The organism is Rhizobium sp. 42MFCr.1 (assembly GCF_000377185.1).
Lineage (GTDB): Bacteria > Pseudomonadota > Alphaproteobacteria > Rhizobiales > Rhizobiaceae > Rhizobium > Rhizobium altiplani.
In genome coordinates this window covers 45,112-62,560 of sequence record NZ_KB897838.1, presented here as the reverse complement: position 1 = coordinate 62,560, position 17,449 = coordinate 45,112, and the positions used below count along the sequence as shown (strand labels likewise).

The following is a 17,449-nucleotide window of genomic DNA, read 5'->3' as shown; positions in this document are numbered from 1 at the left end:
CCGTCATCCCTTGCTGACGAGGTTCTCCAGTTTCTTTACAGCCGTATCGGGATTTTCGCCATAGGCGATGGTACCGGAGAACCGCCCTTCCGAATCGAGCAGGAAGACAGAAGCCGTGTGATCCATCGTGTAGTCGCCGTTCGGATTGCTTTCGTCCACCGGAACCTTCTTGGCGTAGACGCGGTAGCCCTTGATGACATCGGCAATCTTGTCGGGCGCGCCTGATATGCCGACGATGCGCTTGGACACGTTGGAAACGTATTCGTTCATCACCTCAGGCGTGTCGCGCTCCGGATCGACGGTCACGAAATAGGCCTGCAGCTTCTTGCCATCCGGATCGACCTTCTCCAGCCAACCGTTCATCTCAAAGAGCGTTGTCGGGCAGACCTCCGGGCAATGGGTGAAGCCAAAGAAGAGCGCCGTCGGCTTGCCCCGGAAGGCCTGCTCGGTGATCGGCTTGCCGTCCTGGGCAACGAGCGTGAACGGCACGCCGAACGGCCCCTCGGAAACGGCCTCCTTCGTCTTGGTGACATTAAGCGTCAGCCAGCCGAGAATTCCGGCCATCAGCAGCACCGCAACCCAGACCGCAATGCGGACAGTCTTCATCGATCGAACCTCAAAGATCGGGATTATTCCCGTTTATCGGGTGATATCGCCTCCTGCTTCGGGGCGCAATTCAACAACACGTTTCCCAGTGGCGACCGATTGCCCACCAGCACACGGAAAAGGCGAAATCGGTTTCACAAAAACCAAAATCTTCAACCACTTAGCAGATGAAACAAAGACGGTTGCAATCTTTGAGGGTTAGCAAATACTTAAAAATACATATCTATATTTAGGAATGGATAGAACGTTCTACGTTCTCGTGACATGAGGTCCACCCGGCATTTCAATCCCCGGCTATCCGCGTGAGCGCAAGATGCACACCGCGTCTCATCGCGGAGGGGGATGATCATCAATGACTGATATGAAAGTGCGCAAGAGCCTCTCTGTAGGCCAACGGCTGGGGACACTTGCCGGCGCGGCGTTCATTGGCTTCGGCTCGATGCTTGCAGTTGGCTGGTATCAAAATTCGAGCGCCGACGCGGCTTTGAGACATGCCAACGAAATCCAGGCCAGCGTCGACCAGATTAACGAGATGCGCGCCGCAAACCTCACCCTCATTCTTGCCGCCATGGACACCATCGTCGACCGTGGCGATCGCGCCGTGATGCCCGAACGCCTGAAGCTGATGAACGAGGCGATCGGCGAGCTGCAGAACAGCTCCAAGGAGATGCACCGCCTGGGCGAAGAGCTGAACGCCGGAAACCTGTTGTCCACCTATGATGCAGACGTGGCGTCTCTGGGGAAAAATGTCGTCGGAGACTTGAAATCTGCTGTCGAAGCCGGGGCGCCGGACAGTGAATTTGACAAGCTGGACGACGCCATCGACGGTGGCGGCGACAAGGTGGGCGCGACACTGGACAAGCTCGCCCACGAAGGCGGCGAATTGGCCAAAGCGCGGATCGACGAGGCAAACGCAATCTCGGAGCGGGCGATACTGATCCAGCTGGGACTTGGCATCGTCGCCATCCTGACAATGGGCACCCTGCAATACATTCATGGCGGTTCCATCCGTCGCGGTATCGAGGGTGTGCGAAAAAGCATGCAGGGCATCATGCGCGGCGATCTCAATAGCCTTGTCCCCGCCACTGACCGGGGCGATGAGATCGGCGACATGGCACGCGCAGCGGAGAGCTTCCGGCTTGCCGCAATCGAGAAGCAGGAATTGCAGGCGCGTAGCGACAGCGAACGCCAGCAGAGCGACGCCGAGCGCCGCAGCCGTGAAGCAGCGAAGCTTGCGGACGCCGAAGCGCTCAACGATGCAGTCCATGCGTTGGGCGACGGCCTTACGCGCCTCGCGGGCGGAGACGTGACAGTCACCATCAATCAGCCGTTCACGGCAGAGCTTGAGCGCTTGCGCACCGACTTCAATCACACCACGGCGACGCTCCGCCAGACAATGGCCGGGATCGCCCGAAACGGGACTTCCATCCAGGCAAACAGCCAGCAGATGCGCTCGGCAGCAGACGACCTCGCCAAGCGTACGGAACAACAGGCGGCCTCGCTGGAGGAAACCTCCGCGGCGCTCGACCAGATCACCGCAACGGTTCGCAACGCCACCAACCGTGCCGAGGAAGTCGGCCACATGGTTGCCCACACCCGGCAGAATACCGCGAAATCAGATGTGGTCGTGACCGATGCCATGGCTGCGATGGAGCGAATCGCGACCGCCTCGCGCGAGATCGGAACAATCATCAACGTCATCGATGAGATCGCCTTCCAAACCAACCTCCTCGCCCTCAACGCGGGCGTCGAAGCTGCTCGCGCCGGCGAAGCCGGCAAGGGCTTTGCTGTCGTAGCACAGGAAGTACGCGAACTCGCCGGCCGCGCGGCCGGTGCCGCCAAGGATATCAAGGCCTTGATCGGAAAATCCGGCGCCGAGGTAAAGGCCGGCGGCGAACTCGTAACGGCGGCCGGCGAAGCCCTGCGCCAGATCGGCGAAGATGTTTTGCGCATCGACGAGCATGTTAAATCAATCGTAACCTCTGCACGCGAACAATCTACCGGACTGAACGAAATCAATACGGCCATCAGCCAGATGGACCAGGTCACGCAGAAAAATGCGGCCATGGTGGAAGAAACGAACGCAGCTAGTCACGCGCTCGCCACCGATGCCGACAGCCTGATCCACCTGATCCAGACGTTCAAGATCGGCGAAGGCATGAATGCCCGTTCCACGCCGCGGGAGGCCACCGCAGTCTCGCATCCGAAACCATCTCCCGCACGAAGCCTTATCGGCAAGGTCGCGGGCGCATTCAGCGGCGGCGCAACCGCCAGAGCCATGGCCGTACCGGCCGGAGACAACTGGGAAGAATTCTGATCATGAACAATACCGTCATCAACCAGACCGGATCGCATCTCGAGATCGTCTCCTTCCATCTCGGCGAGCAGGAGTTCTGCATCGACATCATGGCGATCCGCGAAATCCGCGGCTGGGCGCCCGTAACGCCAATGCCGCACACACCGCCCTACGTCCTCGGCCTCATCAATCTTCGTGGTGCGGTAATTCCGGTCATCGACATGGCCTGCCGCCTCGGCATGAAGATGACCGAGCCGTCGGAGCGCTCCGCCATTATCGTCACCGACATTGCCGGCAAGCTCGTCGGCCTGCTGGTCGAGCAGGTCTCCGACATGATGACCATCAAGAGCGAAGACCTGCAGCCGGCACCGGAGATCATCCCGGAAGCCCAGCGCGCCTTCTGCCGCGGCATCGTCGCCCTGGAAAAGACCATGGTCTGCTTCCTAAACCTCGACACCGTAATCGCCGACGAATTGGCACAGGCTGCTTGACGCGACCAGCCAGCATAACCGCCAAGAGATTTTCGAACCGCTCGCATCGAACCGTTGCGAGCGGTTTTTTCTGTACGGTCATTGTTAGGGCCGCATTGCAGGCTATCTCCTCATCGCATCGTCCGACGTCGCTTCGAGTGAACGAAGTGCGCGAACGGGCGTTCGAATGGTTGTCAGAAGAACAACGGGGTACGCAGAATGCGCGAGGCGAAAACCCGTCACACCGGAGGATGCGGCTGCGGTGCGGTCCGATACAGAATTGACGAGGCGCCGCTGGCGAGCGGCATCTGCCACTGTCAGACATGCCGAAAGGTCGCTTCGGCTCCTACGCTTCCGTTCGTCACCTTTCCCGTGCGAACGCTGGTATACGAACAGGGAGCCCCTCGGGCATTTGCCTCCTCGAGAGGCGTTGTCAGGACATTTTGCGGCTCATGCGGTTCTCCGATCGGCTATCAGAACGATGCCGACCCAGACCTGATCGACATCATGACAGTCAGCCTCGACGACCCGGATGAGTATCATCCGACCTTTCACGTCTGGACGTCTGAAAAGGTGTCCTGGGATGTCATCTGCGACGAGCTGCCGGCACATCCCAAGAGCCGCGCCTAGCGCGACGAGGCGTGTTGCTATTGCGGCTTGCCGTTCTTCCACGTGACATTCTGGCCGTATAGCGGGATGGTTGAAATCGCCATCTTCGCCGAGCCATCAGTCAGTTCGCGGGAGTGGGCGAGATAGACCAGCGTGTCGTTCTTCTTGTCGTAGATCCGGTTGACGACCAGCTTCTTCCAGATAAGCGACATGCCCGTCTTGAACACCTCGTCGCCGCCCTCCGACAGATTGATGTCGCCAATCTCGATCGGCCCCGTCTGCCGGCAGGAGATGGAGTTGTTCGAGGGGTCTTCGAACCAGTTGCCGTTCTTCACGCGATCGATAACGCTGCGGTCGAAATAAGTGACGTGGCAAGTCACGCCCTTCACCTGCGGGTCGGCCACCGCATCGATGATGATGTCGTTGCCAATCCAGTCGACCCCGACCTTGCCGACGACGTCGGCTGAGGCAGCGCCGGCGCTAAGGCCGATGAGTGAAGCAGCGGCAAGCGCGATGTAACTCTTTCTGGACATGACGGTTCCCTGATTGCATCCGCATCTTAGGTAAGCGCGCCTGATGCCTTTACAAGGAAGTGTTCACGCCTTCCTGCAGGTGCAGGCCTCATACCCGGTCGACGTCAGCCTGCCAGGCTTCATGCCTATCAGAGCGGGAATGGCGTTCACTGCAGCCGCCCCGACAGCCTTTGCCATCGCGATCGCGGCATGCGCGCAGACGGCGGCGTCCTCGGCGGCATTGTGATGCGCAAAACGCAGGCCGAGATGCTCGGCGATCATGTTGAGCCGGTGCGAGAGGAAATGCGGCCAGATCCGCTGGGCCATCTTCAGGCTACAGAGATACGTCAGCTCCGGATAGGACTGCCGATAGAGATCGAGGCTCGCGCGCCAGACGCTGAAATCGAACGCTGCATTGTGCGCAATCATGGTCGCACCTCGGAAATCGTCGTGGAATTCGTCCATCACTTCCGGAAACGCCGGCGCGTCCTCGACATGCTCAGGCCGGATGCCGTGAATGGCGATGTTCATACCGGAGAACCGCATCTCCTTCGGCCGGATCAGACGCTCCTCGACGCGGGTAACCTTGCCGTCCTCAATCCATGCCAGTCCCACCGAACAGGCGCTGCCGCGTTGTTCGTTGGCGGTTTCGAAATCAATGGCGATGGTTTTCAACGAGATTTCCGATTCGATAGCATGGATCTGGCATAACCTCCCCACCCTCTCCGCGCAAATCCGGCTGTTGACATCCGCAAGCGGATTGCGAAATCATGGCGCATGACCGGATTGATGACCATTGTGCTGACGCGGACGACCACCCTTGCAGGGTTGGCGGGAGCGATGGTGCGTTAGAAGCAGTCCGTCATCCCTAAACCCTGCCGAGGCGAGCAGGGTTCGGGAACCGGCTCTCCTCAAACTGAGAAGGAGAGTTGCATGCAGAAGAATCCAAACCCCAGAGAAATACCCGCCGGACTGTCGATCCGAGCCATCCGTCCGTCCGACACCGAGGCATTGACGGCGCTGGTCAATCTGCCGGGCTTCCGCGCCGGTACCTTGCGTCCACCCTACCAGAGCATTGAAGAGACCCGCCGCCATGTCGAAAACAGCAATCCGGATGCAATGCGTCTGGTTGCAATTATCGACGAGCAGATCGTCGGCGACATCGGCATGACCCGTTACCACGGCCGCCGCAATCACGTCGCCAGCATCGGCATGGGCGTGCATGACGACTTTACCGGTCGCGGCATCGGCAGCGCGATGCTCGCGGCCGTCATCGATGCCGCCGACAACTGGCTGAACATCATGCGCCTGGAATTGACTGTTTACACCGACAACGAAGCCGCCCTCGCCCTTTACAGGAAATTTGGTTTCGAAGAGGAAGGTATACTCCGTGCTTTCGCCTTCCGCGCCGGCAGCTACGTCGATGCTTACGCGATGGCGCGCATCAAGCGGTAGAGGAACGCTCCGAGGTCGGTGACAGCCGATCCCTCATCCGCTGATCAGGGCCAGCCACTCGACCTCGTCCATCGTCTGGACACCGAGTTCGCGTGCCTTGTCGAGTTTCGAGCCTGCGCCTGGTCCTGCAACCACGATGTCGGTTTTCTTTGACACCGAGCCTGCGACCTTAGCGCCGAGGCTTTCAGCCCGCGCCTTGGCTTCATCGCGCGTGAACTTCTCCAGCGAACCGGTGAAGACCACAGTCTTGCCGGCGACTGGGCTGTCTGCAGCAGCAACCTTCTCTGCGGGCAAGGGCGTCCCGTCATTCAGTTCGGCGAGCAGTCGCGAGATCACCTCGACATTGCGCGGTTCCTTGTAGAATTCAACGATCCCGCGCGCGACGATCTCACCGATGCCTTCGATGGCGTTGAGGTCGTTCCAGGCATCGCCCGAGAGCGGCGCGGCAGCTTTCATCGCTGCTTCGAAGTCGGCATAGGTGCCGTAGGAGCGTGCCAGGAGCTTGGCTGTCGTCTCGCCGACGTGCCGGATGCCGAGCGCGTAAATGAACCGGTGCAGCGCGATGCTCCGCCGCTCGTTGATCGCCGTATAGAGCTTTCCGACGCTGACCTTGCCGAAACCTTCGATATTTTCAAGCTTTGTCAGCGAACCGGCCTGCCGCTTCTCAAGCGTGAAAATATCTGGCGCGTTACGGATCTGCAGCGCCGGATCGTCGCTCTCGAAGAAGAAGTCGACCTGCTTCGATCCCAGGCCCTCGATATCGAAGGCATTGCGCGAAACAAAGTGCTTCAGATGCTCGGTGGCCTGCGCACGGCAAATGAAGCCGCCGGTGCAGCGCGTTACGGAGTCGAGCTTGCCTGTCTTTTCGTTCTTCTCCCGCACCGCATGGCTGCCGCAGACCGGGCATTTTTGCGGGAATTCATAGCGGGCGGCATCAGCGGGGCGCTTCTCCATGACAACATCGAGCACCTGCGGGATAACGTCTCCGGCCCGCTGCACGATGACCGTGTCACCGATCCGAATGTCGTGCCCGACGTCGCGGATGCGTTCGCCCGAGTTCCCGATGCCTTCGATGTAATCGGCGTTATGCAGGGTCGCATTGGTTACGACGACGCCGCCGACGGTAATTGGCGTCAGCCGTGCAACCGGCGTCAGGGCGCCGGTGCGGCCCACCTGGATATCGATGTTCTCGACAGTCGTGAAAGCCTGCTCGGCCGGGAACTTATGTGCCGTCGCCCAGCGCGGACTGCGGGAGCGGAATCCGAGCCGTTGCTGCAGATCCAGGCTGTCGACCTTGTAGACGACACCGTCGATATCATAGTCCAGGTCCGGTCGCTTCAGGCCGATCTCGTCGTAGTGGGCTAAAATATCGGCGACGGAATTCAACCGCTTCATCAGGGGATTGACCGGAAAGCCCCAGCTCTTGAATACCTCGACCATACCAAACTGTGTGTCGGAGGGCATGTCGGATATCTCACCCCAGGCATAGGCGAAGAACTTCAACTTGCGGCTCGCAGTCACCTTGGCGTCGAGCTGCCGCAGCGATCCGGCTGCCGTATTGCGCGGATTGACGTAGGTCTGCTTCCCCTCGGCTTCCATCTGCTTATTGAGCGCCAGGAAGTCGCTCTTGGCCATGTAGACCTCGCCGCGCACCTCGACGACTGCTGGTGCCCCCGCCGGCAGCGTCTGGGGAATTTCCTTGATCGTGCGGATGTTGGCCGTGACGTTTTCGCCGGTCGTGCCGTCGCCGCGCGTTGCAGCGCTCACCATCCTGCCGTTCTCATAGCGAATCGACATAGAGAGGCCGTCGATCTTCGGCTCCGCGGTAAAGGCAATCGACTGGTCCGGCAGACGGCCGAGGAAGCGATAGACGCTCGCCACGAAGTCCTGCACGTCCTCCTGCGAGAACGTGTTGTCGAGCGATAGCATCGGCCGTGCATGCACAACGGGCGCGAACGTTACCGAAGGCGCGATACCGACACGCCGCGACGGACTGTCCTCGCGAATGAGTTCCGGAAAGCGCGCCTCGATCGCGTCGTTGCGACGCTTCAGTGCATCATACTCGGCATCGGAAATCGCCGGGCGATCCTCGCCGTGATAAAGCTCGTCGTTGCGGGCGATCTCCTTGGCGAGCCACTCAAGCTCGGCGGCGGCATCTTCGATCGTCAGGGCATCAACGGCTATGGCTTCGGTCGACATACGGCTCTCGCTCCACGGAATCTGGAGTCGGTTTTAGAGCAAAATGAATGGATTGAAAGAGAGCGAGAGGTCATCGTTCGCCCTCTCCCCAATTCGGCGATTAGGAAATCAGCCGTTCCCGGCCAGCAGCCGGGCCGCCGCCGCCCTCGCCTCTTCCGTCACCGACGCACCCGCCAGCATGCGTGCGATTTCTTCCGTCCGGTCGCCAGGCGCCATCGTCGCGACGCGAGTCGCGATCTTCTCCGAGCCTTCGGCGGCCGGTCCTTTCGAAATCAGCAGGTGCGTCGCCGCACGCGCGGCGACCTGCGGCGCATGTGTGACCGACAGCACCTGCACCCGGTCGGAGAGCCGCTTCAGCCGCTGACCGATCGCATCCGCAACCGCACCACCGACGCCGGTATCGATTTCGTCGAAGACGAGCGTCGGCGCAGAACCGCGATCGGCAAGCGCAACCTTCAGGGCGAGCAGGAAGCGCGAAAGCTCGCCGCCGGAAGCTACCTTCATAATCGAACCAGGACGTGTGCCCGGGTTGGTCTGGACGTGGAACTCCACCACGTCGATACCCTCCGAGGTCGCGTCATCAGGATTGGTGGTGATCTCCACCATGAAGCGCGCGCGCTCAAGCTTCAGCGCCGGCAGCTCCGCCATCACAGCAGCAGCCAAGGCGTCTCCGGCATGATGACGCTTGTCGGAAAGCGTGCGCGCCGCTGCGTTGTAGTTTGCCTTGCCAACACCGACCTCGGCCTCAAGCTTGGCAAGCTTTTCCTCGCCGGCATCGACGTCGGCAAGATCGCTGATCATGCGAACCGCCAGCGCTGGCAGTTCGATCACCGGAACGGAGTATTTGCGGGAGGCAGCGCGCAAGGCAAACAGGCGTTCCTCCACACGCTCCAGCTCCTTCGGATCGTATTCCGTCTTCCTCAGCGCAGCCTCGACTTCCATCTGCGCATTGGAGAGCTGGTCCAGAGCGGCATCCAGAAGCGCCACCGTATCTTCCAGCAAGCCCGGCGCCTCGTGGCTCTTGCGCTCCAGCCTGCGCACCAGCGAGGCGATATGTGGCACGGGGGAAGCATTGCCGTTGAGGAATTCGGAAGCCTCGGCGATATCGCCGGCGATCCGCTCGGCCTTCATCATCTTCTGGCGACGATCGGCGAGCTCGTCCTCTTCTCCGTCTTGCGGTGAAAGCTTCTCGAGCTCCTCTACGGAAGCGCGGAGGTAGTCGGCCTCACGAGCAGCGTTCGCCACCTTTTCGCGCTGCTTCTTGAGCGTCCGCTCGGTATCGCGCCAGATGCGGTACAGATTGGAGACTCCGGCAGCATCTTCGTTCACGCCTGCGAAAGCGTCGAGCAGGATCCGGTGCGCATGCGCATCGACCAAGGCGCGATCGTCGTGCTGGCCATGAATCTCGACCAGCATCTGCCCGACCTGGCGCATGAGCTGAACGCTGAGCGGCTGGTCGTTGACGTAAGCCTTGGTACGGCCATCAGCGTTCTGGACACGGCGGAAGATAAGATCGCCGTCATCATCGATGCCGTTTTCGCGCAGCAGCTTGCGGGCGCTGTGGTCCGCGCCGACGTCGAACACAGCCGTAACCTGCCCCTTGTCCTCGCCGTGGCGAACAAGACCGCCATCTCCGCGCCCGCCAAGCGCGAGCGACAGGCTATCGAGCAGGATGGATTTGCCAGCGCCGGTCTCCCCGGTCAGCACCGAGAGGCCGGTCTCGAAGGCGAGATCCAGCCGCTCGATCAGGACGATATCGCGGATCGAAAGCTGGATCAGCATTGGCCTCAGGTACCGAGCAGGAGTTTCTTGCCTGCGGCAGCAATCCACGAACCGGGGTTTTCACGCGGCTCGGTGCCACCACTCTTCAGCAGCTTGAAGGAGTCCGCATACCACTGACTGTCAGGATAGTTGTGGCCGAGAACCGCGGCTGCCGTCTGTGCTTCCTCGACGATGCCCATTGCGTAATAGGCTTCGACAAGGCGCGCAAGCGCTTCTTCGATCTGGTTGGTATTCGGATATTTCTCGACAACCGTGCGGAAGCGTGAGATCGCCGCCAGGTATTCCTTGCGCTCCATGTAGTAACGGCCGACCTGCATTTCCTTGCCTGCCATCTGATCGCGTGCGAAGCGGATTTTCGCCTGCGCGTCGTCGACGTATTCCGAATCCGGATAGTTGTCGATGACAGCCTGCATGGCCTCGACGGTCTTGGCGGCCGCGCGCTGGTCCTGCGTGACGTCCACGATCTGCTTCGAATAGGTCAGACCGATCAGATACTGCACGTAGGGAGCGTCCTTCGACTTCGGATACTGCGCCATATAGCGGTTGCCCGAAGCGAGAGCGTCGTCCAGACGGCCCTGGCGATACTTGACGAAGGTGCTCATCACGAGCGCCTTTCGCGCCCATTCTGAGAACGGGTTTTCGCGGTCGATTGCGTCGAACTTGCGCGCCGCCTCGGCCATGTTACCGGCCTTCATGTTGGCGAGGCCCTGCGTATAGAGGACATCCGGCGGATCGTTCTCCAGGCCGAGCTTGGTGATATCGATATCGGGGTCCGACTGGCATCCGGAAACTAAGGCACCTGCGCTCAGCACCAAGAGCGATGCGAACAAAGCGCGCGCTGTCTTCATCATACTATCAGACCCTGCATAACCCATCGGAATATCCCAACGCCGCCATCCCTCAACGGCAGCCACGCCTTGCTGGCGTTTCTAGCCACAAATGTGGAGCCAGAGCAACGCAATGATGATGCATTAACGCATTTTTGTGGCGATGCAGGCGATAAACGCCGGTTTTACACTGCGAATGCTGCATCTGGTGCTACTAAGCATCTGCGGCAGCACATCTATCGGGGAATCATCGCCGGCCTGCTCCCCATAAAGAAACCGCCTCTCGAAGGAGGCGGCCCTGGCCTAATAAATGCGATGGAGGTCATGCCGACCAGGGAGCAAATTCCGGCGCGTTGACCCGGATGAAATCCCGAGCCGCAACACGCTGGCGCGGCGCAGAGGTCTCGACAACCTCATAGGCGGTCGGGTCGCTGAGCAACGCCTTGAGAGCATTAGCATTCATCTTGTGACCGCCGCGGTAGGACCGATAGCAGCCGATGAAAGGAGCACCGGCGAGCGCCAGGTCGCCAACCGCATCGAGCGCCTTGTGGCGCACGAACTCGTCCTTGGCGTAGCGCAGGCCTTCGACGTTGATAACGGTGTTGTCGTCCGATATGACGACCGAATTCTCAAGCGACGAACCAAGCGCGTGGCCGGAGGCCCAAAGACGCTCGACATCGCGCATGAAGCCGAAGGTACGGGCACGCGACAGCTCGGACTTGAACGTCGCAGCCGTCATGTCGCCTTCCCACTTCTGTCGGCCGATCAGCGGGCAGTCGAAATCGATCTCAACCTCAAAGCGCATGCCGTCATAGGGACGGAACTCGCTCCACGAACCACCATGCTCGATGCGAACCGGCTTGGTGACGCGGATGTAGCGGCGCTTGACGCCAAGCGATACCAGGCCAACCTGTTCGATCGCCTCGATAAAGGGCATCGAGCTGCCATCCATGATGGGCATTTCGGAACCGTGAACTTCGATCAGGACGTTGTCGAGACCAAGCGCGTAGACAGCGGCCATGACATGCTCGATCGTCGCGACCGAGCGCGCCGGCGAGAAACCAAGAACGGTGCAGAGATCTGTATTGCCGACCTGAGAAGACACGGCACGATATTCGGAAACCTCGCCGTTGTCGTGCATGCGATTGAAGACAACGCCTGTGTCAGCTTCTGCCGGGTTGAAGGTAATCGAAACGTCAGCACCGGAATGAACGCCGATGCCCGAGAGCGTAATCGGGCGCGATACTGTCGTCTGAAAACCCAACATGCCAATAACCATAAATTTTTGCCTTTATTATCCCTGGTAATCCGCATCGGCTAACATGCCGAACCATCCGCCAGGGGTCATTTCACTCCGTCAGAGCCCCGCGACAAAGCGCAAGAAGACGGTTCCTTGAGCACATACATACGTGCGCCCGGGTTCCAATCCAAATCACTGTTTCTTTCGCATTGTTACGAAAGCATGCCTTTGAAATAACACCGCAATTCGTGTCGAATTCAGAGCTTTGAAACGGCAATGCCCGGGAGCGTACTCCCGGGCATCCTTGTGGCGATTCTGACCCTTGCCTCAGTTCGACTGGCGGCGCAGGAACGCAGGAATTTCAAGCTGATCGTCTTCCTGCATCATGCGAGCTTGCGGAACGCTTCGGCCCTGATCGTCGAGATTTCCGCGACGCGGCGCATAGAGGCTGGCTTCTGGAGAAAGCGGTCGGCGCTGCTGCGATGCCGCAGCCGGAGCCGAGGTCATCTCTGGCGCAACTTCCTCTTCGCGGCGACCAAGTGAGTTGGTGATCCGCTTCAGGAGCCCCATCGGGCCACGCTCTTCGTGGGCGTGAGACGGAGCGGCCGGCTGCGAGCGACGGTCGATCTCGGCCTGCACGACCGGCGGAAAGTCTTCCACCTTCGGCATGCGAACGGCCTGCTGGGCGGCCATCGGCTGCTGCATGACCGGAGCCGGCTGGCTCATGACCGGCTGCGGAGCCGGCTGGCTGATAACAGTCGCGTGAACGGGAGCCTGCTGAACCGGGGCGGGGCGAATGACGGGAGCGGCTTCCGGAGCAGCGAAGATCTTGCTCTGTGGGCGGAAGGTCTCCTGCATTGCCGGCTGCTGCACCGGAGCTGCAGCACGCGGAGCGTGGATCTCGAGCTCGCGTTCCATCTCGGCCTCGGCCGTGCGGATTGCCTGTGCAACCGAGTCGACGGGCTTGGGTGCCTGCTGCATGACAGGTGCAGGCTGAACAGCGGCCGGAGCCGGAGCAACGGCCGCGGAAGGACGCACGATCGGCTTCGCTGCCGGCTGGAAGGTCTTTCCTGCCGCGGCATTGATCGCACGATCGATACCGGTAGCAACAACGGAAACGCGGATGATGCCTTCGAGCGACTCGTCGAACGTCGCGCCGAGGATGATGTTCGCGTCCGGATCGACTTCCTCGCGGATGCGGGTCGCAGCTTCGTCGACTTCGAAGAGGGTCAGGTCGCGACCGCCGGTGATCGAGATCAGCAGGCCCTGTGCGCCCTTCATCGACGTTTCGTCGAGCAGTGGGTTGGCGATTGCAGCTTCGGCAGCCTGCATCGCGCGGCCCTGGCCGGATGCTTCGCCGGTGCCCATCATCGCGCGGCCCATTTCGCGCATGACCGAACGGACGTCGGCGAAGTCGAGGTTGATGAGACCTTCCTTCACCATCAGGTCGGTGATGCAGGCAACGCCGGAGTAGAGTACCTGGTCAGCCATCGCGAAAGCGTCGGCAAAGGTCGTCTTGTCGTTGGCAATGCGGAAGAGGTTCTGGTTCGGAATGACGATCAGCGTGTCGACCGACTTCTGCAGCTCTTCGATTCCGGCTTCGGCCAGACGCATGCGGCGACCGCCCTCGAAGTGGAAAGGCTTGGTAACGACGCCGACCGTGAGGATGCCCTTGTTTCGAGCCGCCTGAGCGACAACAGGAGCAGCGCCGGTGCCGGTGCCGCCGCCCATGCCGGCGGTGACGAAGCACATGTGCGTACCGTTCAGGTGATCGATGATTTCATCGATGCACTCTTCGGCTGCGGCACGGCCGACTTCCGGCTGCGAACCAGCACCGAGACCTTCAGTGACGTTGGCGCCGAGCTGGATGATGCGCTCCGCCTTGGTCATCGTCAGGGCCTGGGCATCCGTGTTGGCAACGACGAAGTCGACGCCCTGGAGGCCAGCGGAGATCATGTTGTTGACAGCGTTGCCGCCGCCGCCGCCAACACCGAACACGGTGATACGCGGCTTAAGCTCAGTGATATCCGGCTTTTGCAGCTTGATAGTCATGTTACCGTTCCTTCTCTTTATGGCCGCATCGCCACGCCGGCCAATTCACTCAATTGTCAGAAGCTCTCTTTCAACCACTGCCCCATGCGGGCAAAGCGGCTGGTATTTCCCCCAAGCGACATGAGCAGACCGCTCTGTGACGCATGTGTTTCCTGGTCCGCGACCTGCGGATAGATCATCAGACCGACGGCCGTCGAAAAGGCTGGGCCCTTCGCTGCAGTCGGCAGGCCCGAGACGCCCATCGGACGACCGATTCTGACGTTGCGGGCAAGAATGCGACGCGCAACTTCGGCAAGGCCGGTCAGCTGGCTCGCACCACCCGTCAGCACGACGCGCTTGCCGACGATCGGGCTGAAGCCCGAGCGCTGGATGCGGTCGCGGATCAATTCCATGGTTTCCTCGATACGGGCGCTGACAATGCGCGATACCAAAGCGCGCGGCACTTGCGTCGGCAGGTCGCGTTCGTCTTCGCCGATCGGCGGGATCGAGATCAACTCGCGCTCGTCCGAGGAGTTCGGCATTGCGGAAGCATGAACGACCTTGAGGCGCTCGGCATCTTCGATACGGGTCGAAAGGCCGCGGGCGAGGTCCGTAGTGACGTGATGGCCGCCGAGGCTGACGGCATCCGTGTGCACCAGCTTACCTTCTGCAAAGACCGAAATCGTCGTCGTTCCGCCCCCCATATCGATCGCCGCGCAGCCCAGCTCGACTTCATCGTCGACGAGAGCTGCCAGACCGGAAGCATACGGCGTCGCAACGATTCCCTCAACCGAGAGGTGAGCGCGATTGACGCTGAGCTCGAGATTTTTAAGCGCGGTACGCTCAGCGGTGACGACGTGCATGTCGACGCCGAGAACGTCACCGTACATCGACAAGGGATCTCGGATACCGCGTTCGCCGTCGAGCGAGAAGCCGGTTGCCAGCGAATGCAGCACGGCACGATCCTGGCGCAGCGACTGCTGGCAGGCTGCCGACAGAACCTTCTTGAGGTCGTTCAGTTCGACTTCCTGGCCACCGAGATCGATGGTTGCGGTGTAGATATCGCTCGTCAGACGACCGGCCGTGACGTTAACGATCAGGCTTTCGACCGTCAGGCCGGCCATGCGCTCGGCGGCATCGACAGCAAGGCGAATCACGCTTTCCAGCGCATCGAGGTCGGAAATCGCGCCGGTCTTGATGCCGCGCGAACGCTGGTGGCCAATCCCAATGATTTCAATGTTGTGCGTGCGGCCGGGCAGCACCTGGCTTTCCTCGCGAGGCGTCAGGCGGCCGATCATGCAGACGACCTTCGTCGATCCGATGTCGAGCACCGAAACGACGTGGGACCGCTTCGACGAAAGCGGCTTCAGGCGCGGCAATCCGAAATGGGACGAACCGAACAAGCTCATATATTTTGCCCCGCCTTCTTCAAATCCTTGGTCCGCTGATCAAGCACAAGTTGCCGGCGCGCCATGGCTTCCGGCGTCAACTGAATTGCCGTGCGGTCGGTGAGCCTGAGATCGACCGCAGCGATGTCGCGCTCCAGAAGGTCCTGCTCCTTCATGAACTTCGACAGCCGCGCCAGAGCCAGATCGACATCGTCTTCCGGCAACTTCACCGCAACGCCGTTGTCCATGTGCAGATCCCAGCGGCGACCCGACACCCAGACGTAGGCCTTTACCCGCGCCCTGATCTCCGGCCACTTCGCAAATTCGGTTTCGAGCGAGGTTGCGGCAACTTCAGCACCGCGACCAACCACCAGCGGCAACTGCGAAAACTTATTGTCACGAAGCGGAGCGATGACCGAGCCACCCTTCTCCACGAGAGAGAGTTCCTGACCATGCTGCCAGATGGCGTAAGCCTGTCGCTCCGTGAGCTTTACCTCGATCGTCTTCGGATAGACCTTGCGAACTTCGACATTCTCGACCCAGGGAAGTTTCGCGATCTTCTGACGCGCGGCATCGACATCGAGCGCCACGAGCGAGGTCGTACCGTCCAGCCCCAACAACTGCAGGATCTCGATTTCGGAGGTCTCGGAATTGCCGGACACCTTCACGTCATCAATCGCAAAGCCTGCAGCCGTCGTCGTCGCCTGCGCAACCGCTTCGGTGTGACCACCGAGCGACATGCCGTAGAGACCCGTCGCCGCAAAGAATGCCAAGGCGGATACCGTCCCAACGTGAGCCGGAATATGGATGCGGCCACTCCCGAGGCTGACAAGAAAGCGCACAACGCGACGCAGCGGGCGCGGCAGAACCAACCGACCATCACCCTCGGGAAACGAGAGCTCCGCCTGATGACTTGGGCGCCCTATTCTTTTGACCGTCACCGAGAACAAGAAGCGTCCTCCACCATCCAACGGAGAAATTCACCAAACGTGTAGCCGGCATGACCGGCCATTTCGGGCACCAGGGAGGTTGGAGTCATGCCTGGCTGAGTATTGATTTCCAGCCAGATGATTTCACCATCTTCGGAGAAGCGATCGTCGTAACGAAAGTCGGAGCGACTCACGCCACGGCAACCAATTGCTTGATGCGCCCTTAACGCCAATGATTGTATTTTTTGGTAAATATTCGGTGAAATTTCCGCCGGAATGACGTGTTTCGATCCACCTGCCACGTACTTGGCATCGTAGTCGTAGAAGCCATGCCCGACCGGCACGATTTCGGTGACGCCGAGCACTTGATCGCCCATCACACCGCAGGTCAGCTCTCGACCGTAGATGTAGCGCTCGACAAGAACCTGCTCGCCATAGCGCCATTCCGGAGAGCTGATGATTTGCGGAGGATGGGATTGATCTTCCTGAACGATCACTACGCCGAAGCTGGAACCCTCGCGCACAGGCTTCACGACGTAGGGAGGTTTCATCGGGTGCTCCGCCGGAAAGGCGAATCGATTGATCACCTCGGATTGAGCAACCGGAATGCCGACAGCAGCTGCAACGCCCTTGGCCTTCTCCTTGTCCATGGCGAGCGCTGACGCAAGCACGCCGGAGTGCGTATAGGGAATCTCAAGATATTCGAGGACGCCCTGGATCGTGCCATCCTCGCCATAGGGGCCGTGCAGCGCATTGAAGACGACATCGGGCCGCAAGGCAGCAAGCTTGGCAGACACATCGCGATCGACGTCAATCCGCGTCACCTGGAAGCCCTCAGCCTCGAGAGCGTCCGCGCACGCCGTCCCGGAGGAAAGGCTTACCGGCCTCTCCGAGGAAAACCCGCCCATCAGGACAGCGACATGCTTGCGACTCATCAACACCCCCAAAAATAACCTGCACTGTGAATTTCGACGCTTGCACCAAGCTTGTTTCCCGTCCGAATCTCGCTCGGTGACGCAGGTGTATTAGAGCCTGATTATGGTTAATGAAGTGTTTACTTTCGTTAATTTTTGCCTCGAACGCCCCTCCGGAGGAAGGCCGTGCA

The 17,449-nt window shown here is 60.4% G+C and carries 15 protein-coding genes; 4 read left to right on the top strand and 11 right to left on the bottom strand.

Annotation, left to right across the window (positions count from 1 at the left end):
* Positions 1-3: 3 nt before the first annotated feature.
* Positions 4-606, bottom strand: coding sequence for an SCO family protein (locus tag C934_RS0119675; RefSeq protein WP_018858342.1), 603 nt, complete (start codon positions 604-606; stop codon positions 4-6).
* 352 nt (positions 607-958) lie between these two features.
* Between C934_RS0119675 and C934_RS0119670 the strand changes: the two genes are divergently transcribed.
* The 3 genes from C934_RS0119670 to C934_RS0119660 all read left to right on the top strand — a co-directional run bounded on the left by C934_RS0119670 (position 959) and on the right by C934_RS0119660 (position 4,002).
* Entirely contained in the window at positions 959-2,923 is a 1,965-nt protein-coding gene (locus C934_RS0119670) for a methyl-accepting chemotaxis protein (protein ID WP_026371943.1), read from the top strand.
* 2 nt (positions 2,924-2,925) lie between these two features.
* Positions 2,926-3,393, top strand: coding sequence for a chemotaxis protein CheW (locus tag C934_RS0119665; RefSeq protein WP_018858340.1), 468 nt, complete (start codon positions 2,926-2,928; stop codon positions 3,391-3,393).
* A gap of 198 nt (positions 3,394-3,591) precedes the next feature.
* Positions 3,592-4,002 carry a GFA family protein gene (locus tag C934_RS0119660; protein ID WP_018858339.1) on the top strand — a complete coding sequence of 137 codons (411 nt, stop codon included), beginning with the start codon at positions 3,592-3,594 and terminating at the stop codon, positions 4,000-4,002.
* A 17-nt stretch (positions 4,003-4,019) separates the two neighbouring features.
* Here C934_RS0119660 and C934_RS0119655 read toward each other — a convergent pair whose 3' ends face one another.
* A complete protein-coding gene (locus C934_RS0119655) occupies positions 4,020-4,514 on the bottom strand; it encodes a CreA family protein (protein WP_018858338.1) in 495 nt (164 codons plus the stop codon).
* Between the two features lie 63 nt (positions 4,515-4,577).
* On the bottom strand, positions 4,578-5,168 hold the full coding sequence (locus C934_RS0119650) for a 3'-5' exonuclease (protein ID WP_018858337.1): 591 nt from the start codon (positions 5,166-5,168) through the stop codon (positions 4,578-4,580).
* A gap of 258 nt (positions 5,169-5,426) precedes the next feature.
* Here C934_RS0119650 and C934_RS0119645 point away from each other — a divergent pair, with 258 nt between their 5' ends.
* Complete coding sequence (locus C934_RS0119645; RefSeq protein WP_018858336.1) at positions 5,427-5,948, top strand: GNAT family N-acetyltransferase; 522 nt, start codon at positions 5,427-5,429, stop codon at positions 5,946-5,948.
* Positions 5,949-5,981: 33 nt separating this feature from the next.
* Here C934_RS0119645 and ligA read toward each other — a convergent pair whose 3' ends face one another.
* From ligA to C934_RS0119605, 8 genes are all read right to left on the bottom strand, one after another.
* Positions 5,982-8,147, bottom strand: a complete 2,166-nt coding sequence (ligA, locus tag C934_RS0119640) for an NAD-dependent DNA ligase LigA (protein WP_018858335.1) — start codon at positions 8,145-8,147, stop codon at positions 5,982-5,984.
* A gap of 108 nt (positions 8,148-8,255) precedes the next feature.
* The gene (recN, locus tag C934_RS0119635; RefSeq protein WP_018858334.1) at positions 8,256-9,929 is read right to left on the bottom strand and encodes a DNA repair protein RecN; all 1,674 of its coding nucleotides are present in this window, start codon (positions 9,927-9,929) and stop codon (positions 8,256-8,258) included.
* A gap of 5 nt (positions 9,930-9,934) precedes the next feature.
* Entirely contained in the window at positions 9,935-10,804 is an 870-nt protein-coding gene (locus C934_RS0119630) for an outer membrane protein assembly factor BamD (protein ID WP_026371942.1), read from the bottom strand.
* A gap of 274 nt (positions 10,805-11,078) precedes the next feature.
* Positions 11,079-12,035, bottom strand: coding sequence for a UDP-3-O-acyl-N-acetylglucosamine deacetylase (gene lpxC / locus C934_RS0119625; RefSeq protein ID WP_018858332.1), 957 nt, complete (start codon positions 12,033-12,035; stop codon positions 11,079-11,081).
* A 288-nt stretch (positions 12,036-12,323) separates the two neighbouring features.
* Positions 12,324-14,048, bottom strand: coding sequence for a cell division protein FtsZ (gene ftsZ / locus C934_RS0119620; protein ID WP_018858331.1), 1,725 nt, complete (start codon positions 14,046-14,048; stop codon positions 12,324-12,326).
* Positions 14,049-14,104: 56 nt separating this feature from the next.
* Positions 14,105-15,436, bottom strand: coding sequence for a cell division protein FtsA (gene ftsA, locus C934_RS0119615; protein ID WP_018858330.1), 1,332 nt, complete (start codon positions 15,434-15,436; stop codon positions 14,105-14,107).
* Positions 15,433-16,365, bottom strand: a complete 933-nt coding sequence (locus C934_RS0119610) for a cell division protein FtsQ/DivIB (RefSeq protein ID WP_026371941.1) — start codon at positions 16,363-16,365, stop codon at positions 15,433-15,435. The genes ftsA and C934_RS0119610 overlap by 4 nt, the downstream gene beginning before the upstream one ends.
* Entirely contained in the window at positions 16,353-17,279 is a 927-nt protein-coding gene (locus tag C934_RS0119605) for a D-alanine--D-alanine ligase (protein ID WP_018858328.1), read from the bottom strand. The genes C934_RS0119610 and C934_RS0119605 overlap by 13 nt, the downstream gene beginning before the upstream one ends.
* Between the last annotated feature and the right edge of the window lie 170 nt (positions 17,280-17,449).

What these genes read in the sequence shown, in the direction of transcription:
- C934_RS0119675 (WP_018858342.1), bottom strand. Translation starts at nt 606, where the DNA reads ATGAAGACTGTCCGCATTGCGGTCTGGGTTGCGGTGCTGCTGATGGCC.
- C934_RS0119670 (WP_026371943.1), top strand. Translation starts at nt 959, where the DNA reads ATGACTGATATGAAAGTGCGCAAGAGCCTCTCTGTAGGCCAACGGCTG.
- C934_RS0119665 (WP_018858340.1), top strand. Translation starts at nt 2,926, where the DNA reads ATGAACAATACCGTCATCAACCAGACCGGATCGCATCTCGAGATCGTC.
- C934_RS0119660 (WP_018858339.1), top strand. Translation starts at nt 3,592, where the DNA reads ATGCGCGAGGCGAAAACCCGTCACACCGGAGGATGCGGCTGCGGTGCG.
- C934_RS0119655 (WP_018858338.1), bottom strand. Translation starts at nt 4,514, where the DNA reads ATGTCCAGAAAGAGTTACATCGCGCTTGCCGCTGCTTCACTCATCGGC.
- C934_RS0119645 (WP_018858336.1), top strand. Translation starts at nt 5,427, where the DNA reads ATGCAGAAGAATCCAAACCCCAGAGAAATACCCGCCGGACTGTCGATC.
- ligA (WP_018858335.1), bottom strand. Translation starts at nt 8,147, where the DNA reads ATGTCGACCGAAGCCATAGCCGTTGATGCCCTGACGATCGAAGATGCC.
- recN (WP_018858334.1), bottom strand. Translation starts at nt 9,929, where the DNA reads ATGCTGATCCAGCTTTCGATCCGCGATATCGTCCTGATCGAGCGGCTG.
- C934_RS0119630 (WP_026371942.1), bottom strand. Translation starts at nt 10,804, where the DNA reads ATGGGTTATGCAGGGTCTGATAGTATGATGAAGACAGCGCGCGCTTTG.
- lpxC (WP_018858332.1), bottom strand. Translation starts at nt 12,035, where the DNA reads ATGGTTATTGGCATGTTGGGTTTTCAGACGACAGTATCGCGCCCGATT.
- ftsZ (WP_018858331.1), bottom strand. Translation starts at nt 14,048, where the DNA reads ATGACTATCAAGCTGCAAAAGCCGGATATCACTGAGCTTAAGCCGCGT.
- ftsA (WP_018858330.1), bottom strand. Translation starts at nt 15,436, where the DNA reads ATGAGCTTGTTCGGTTCGTCCCATTTCGGATTGCCGCGCCTGAAGCCG.
- C934_RS0119605 (WP_018858328.1), bottom strand. Translation starts at nt 17,279, where the DNA reads ATGAGTCGCAAGCATGTCGCTGTCCTGATGGGCGGGTTTTCCTCGGAG.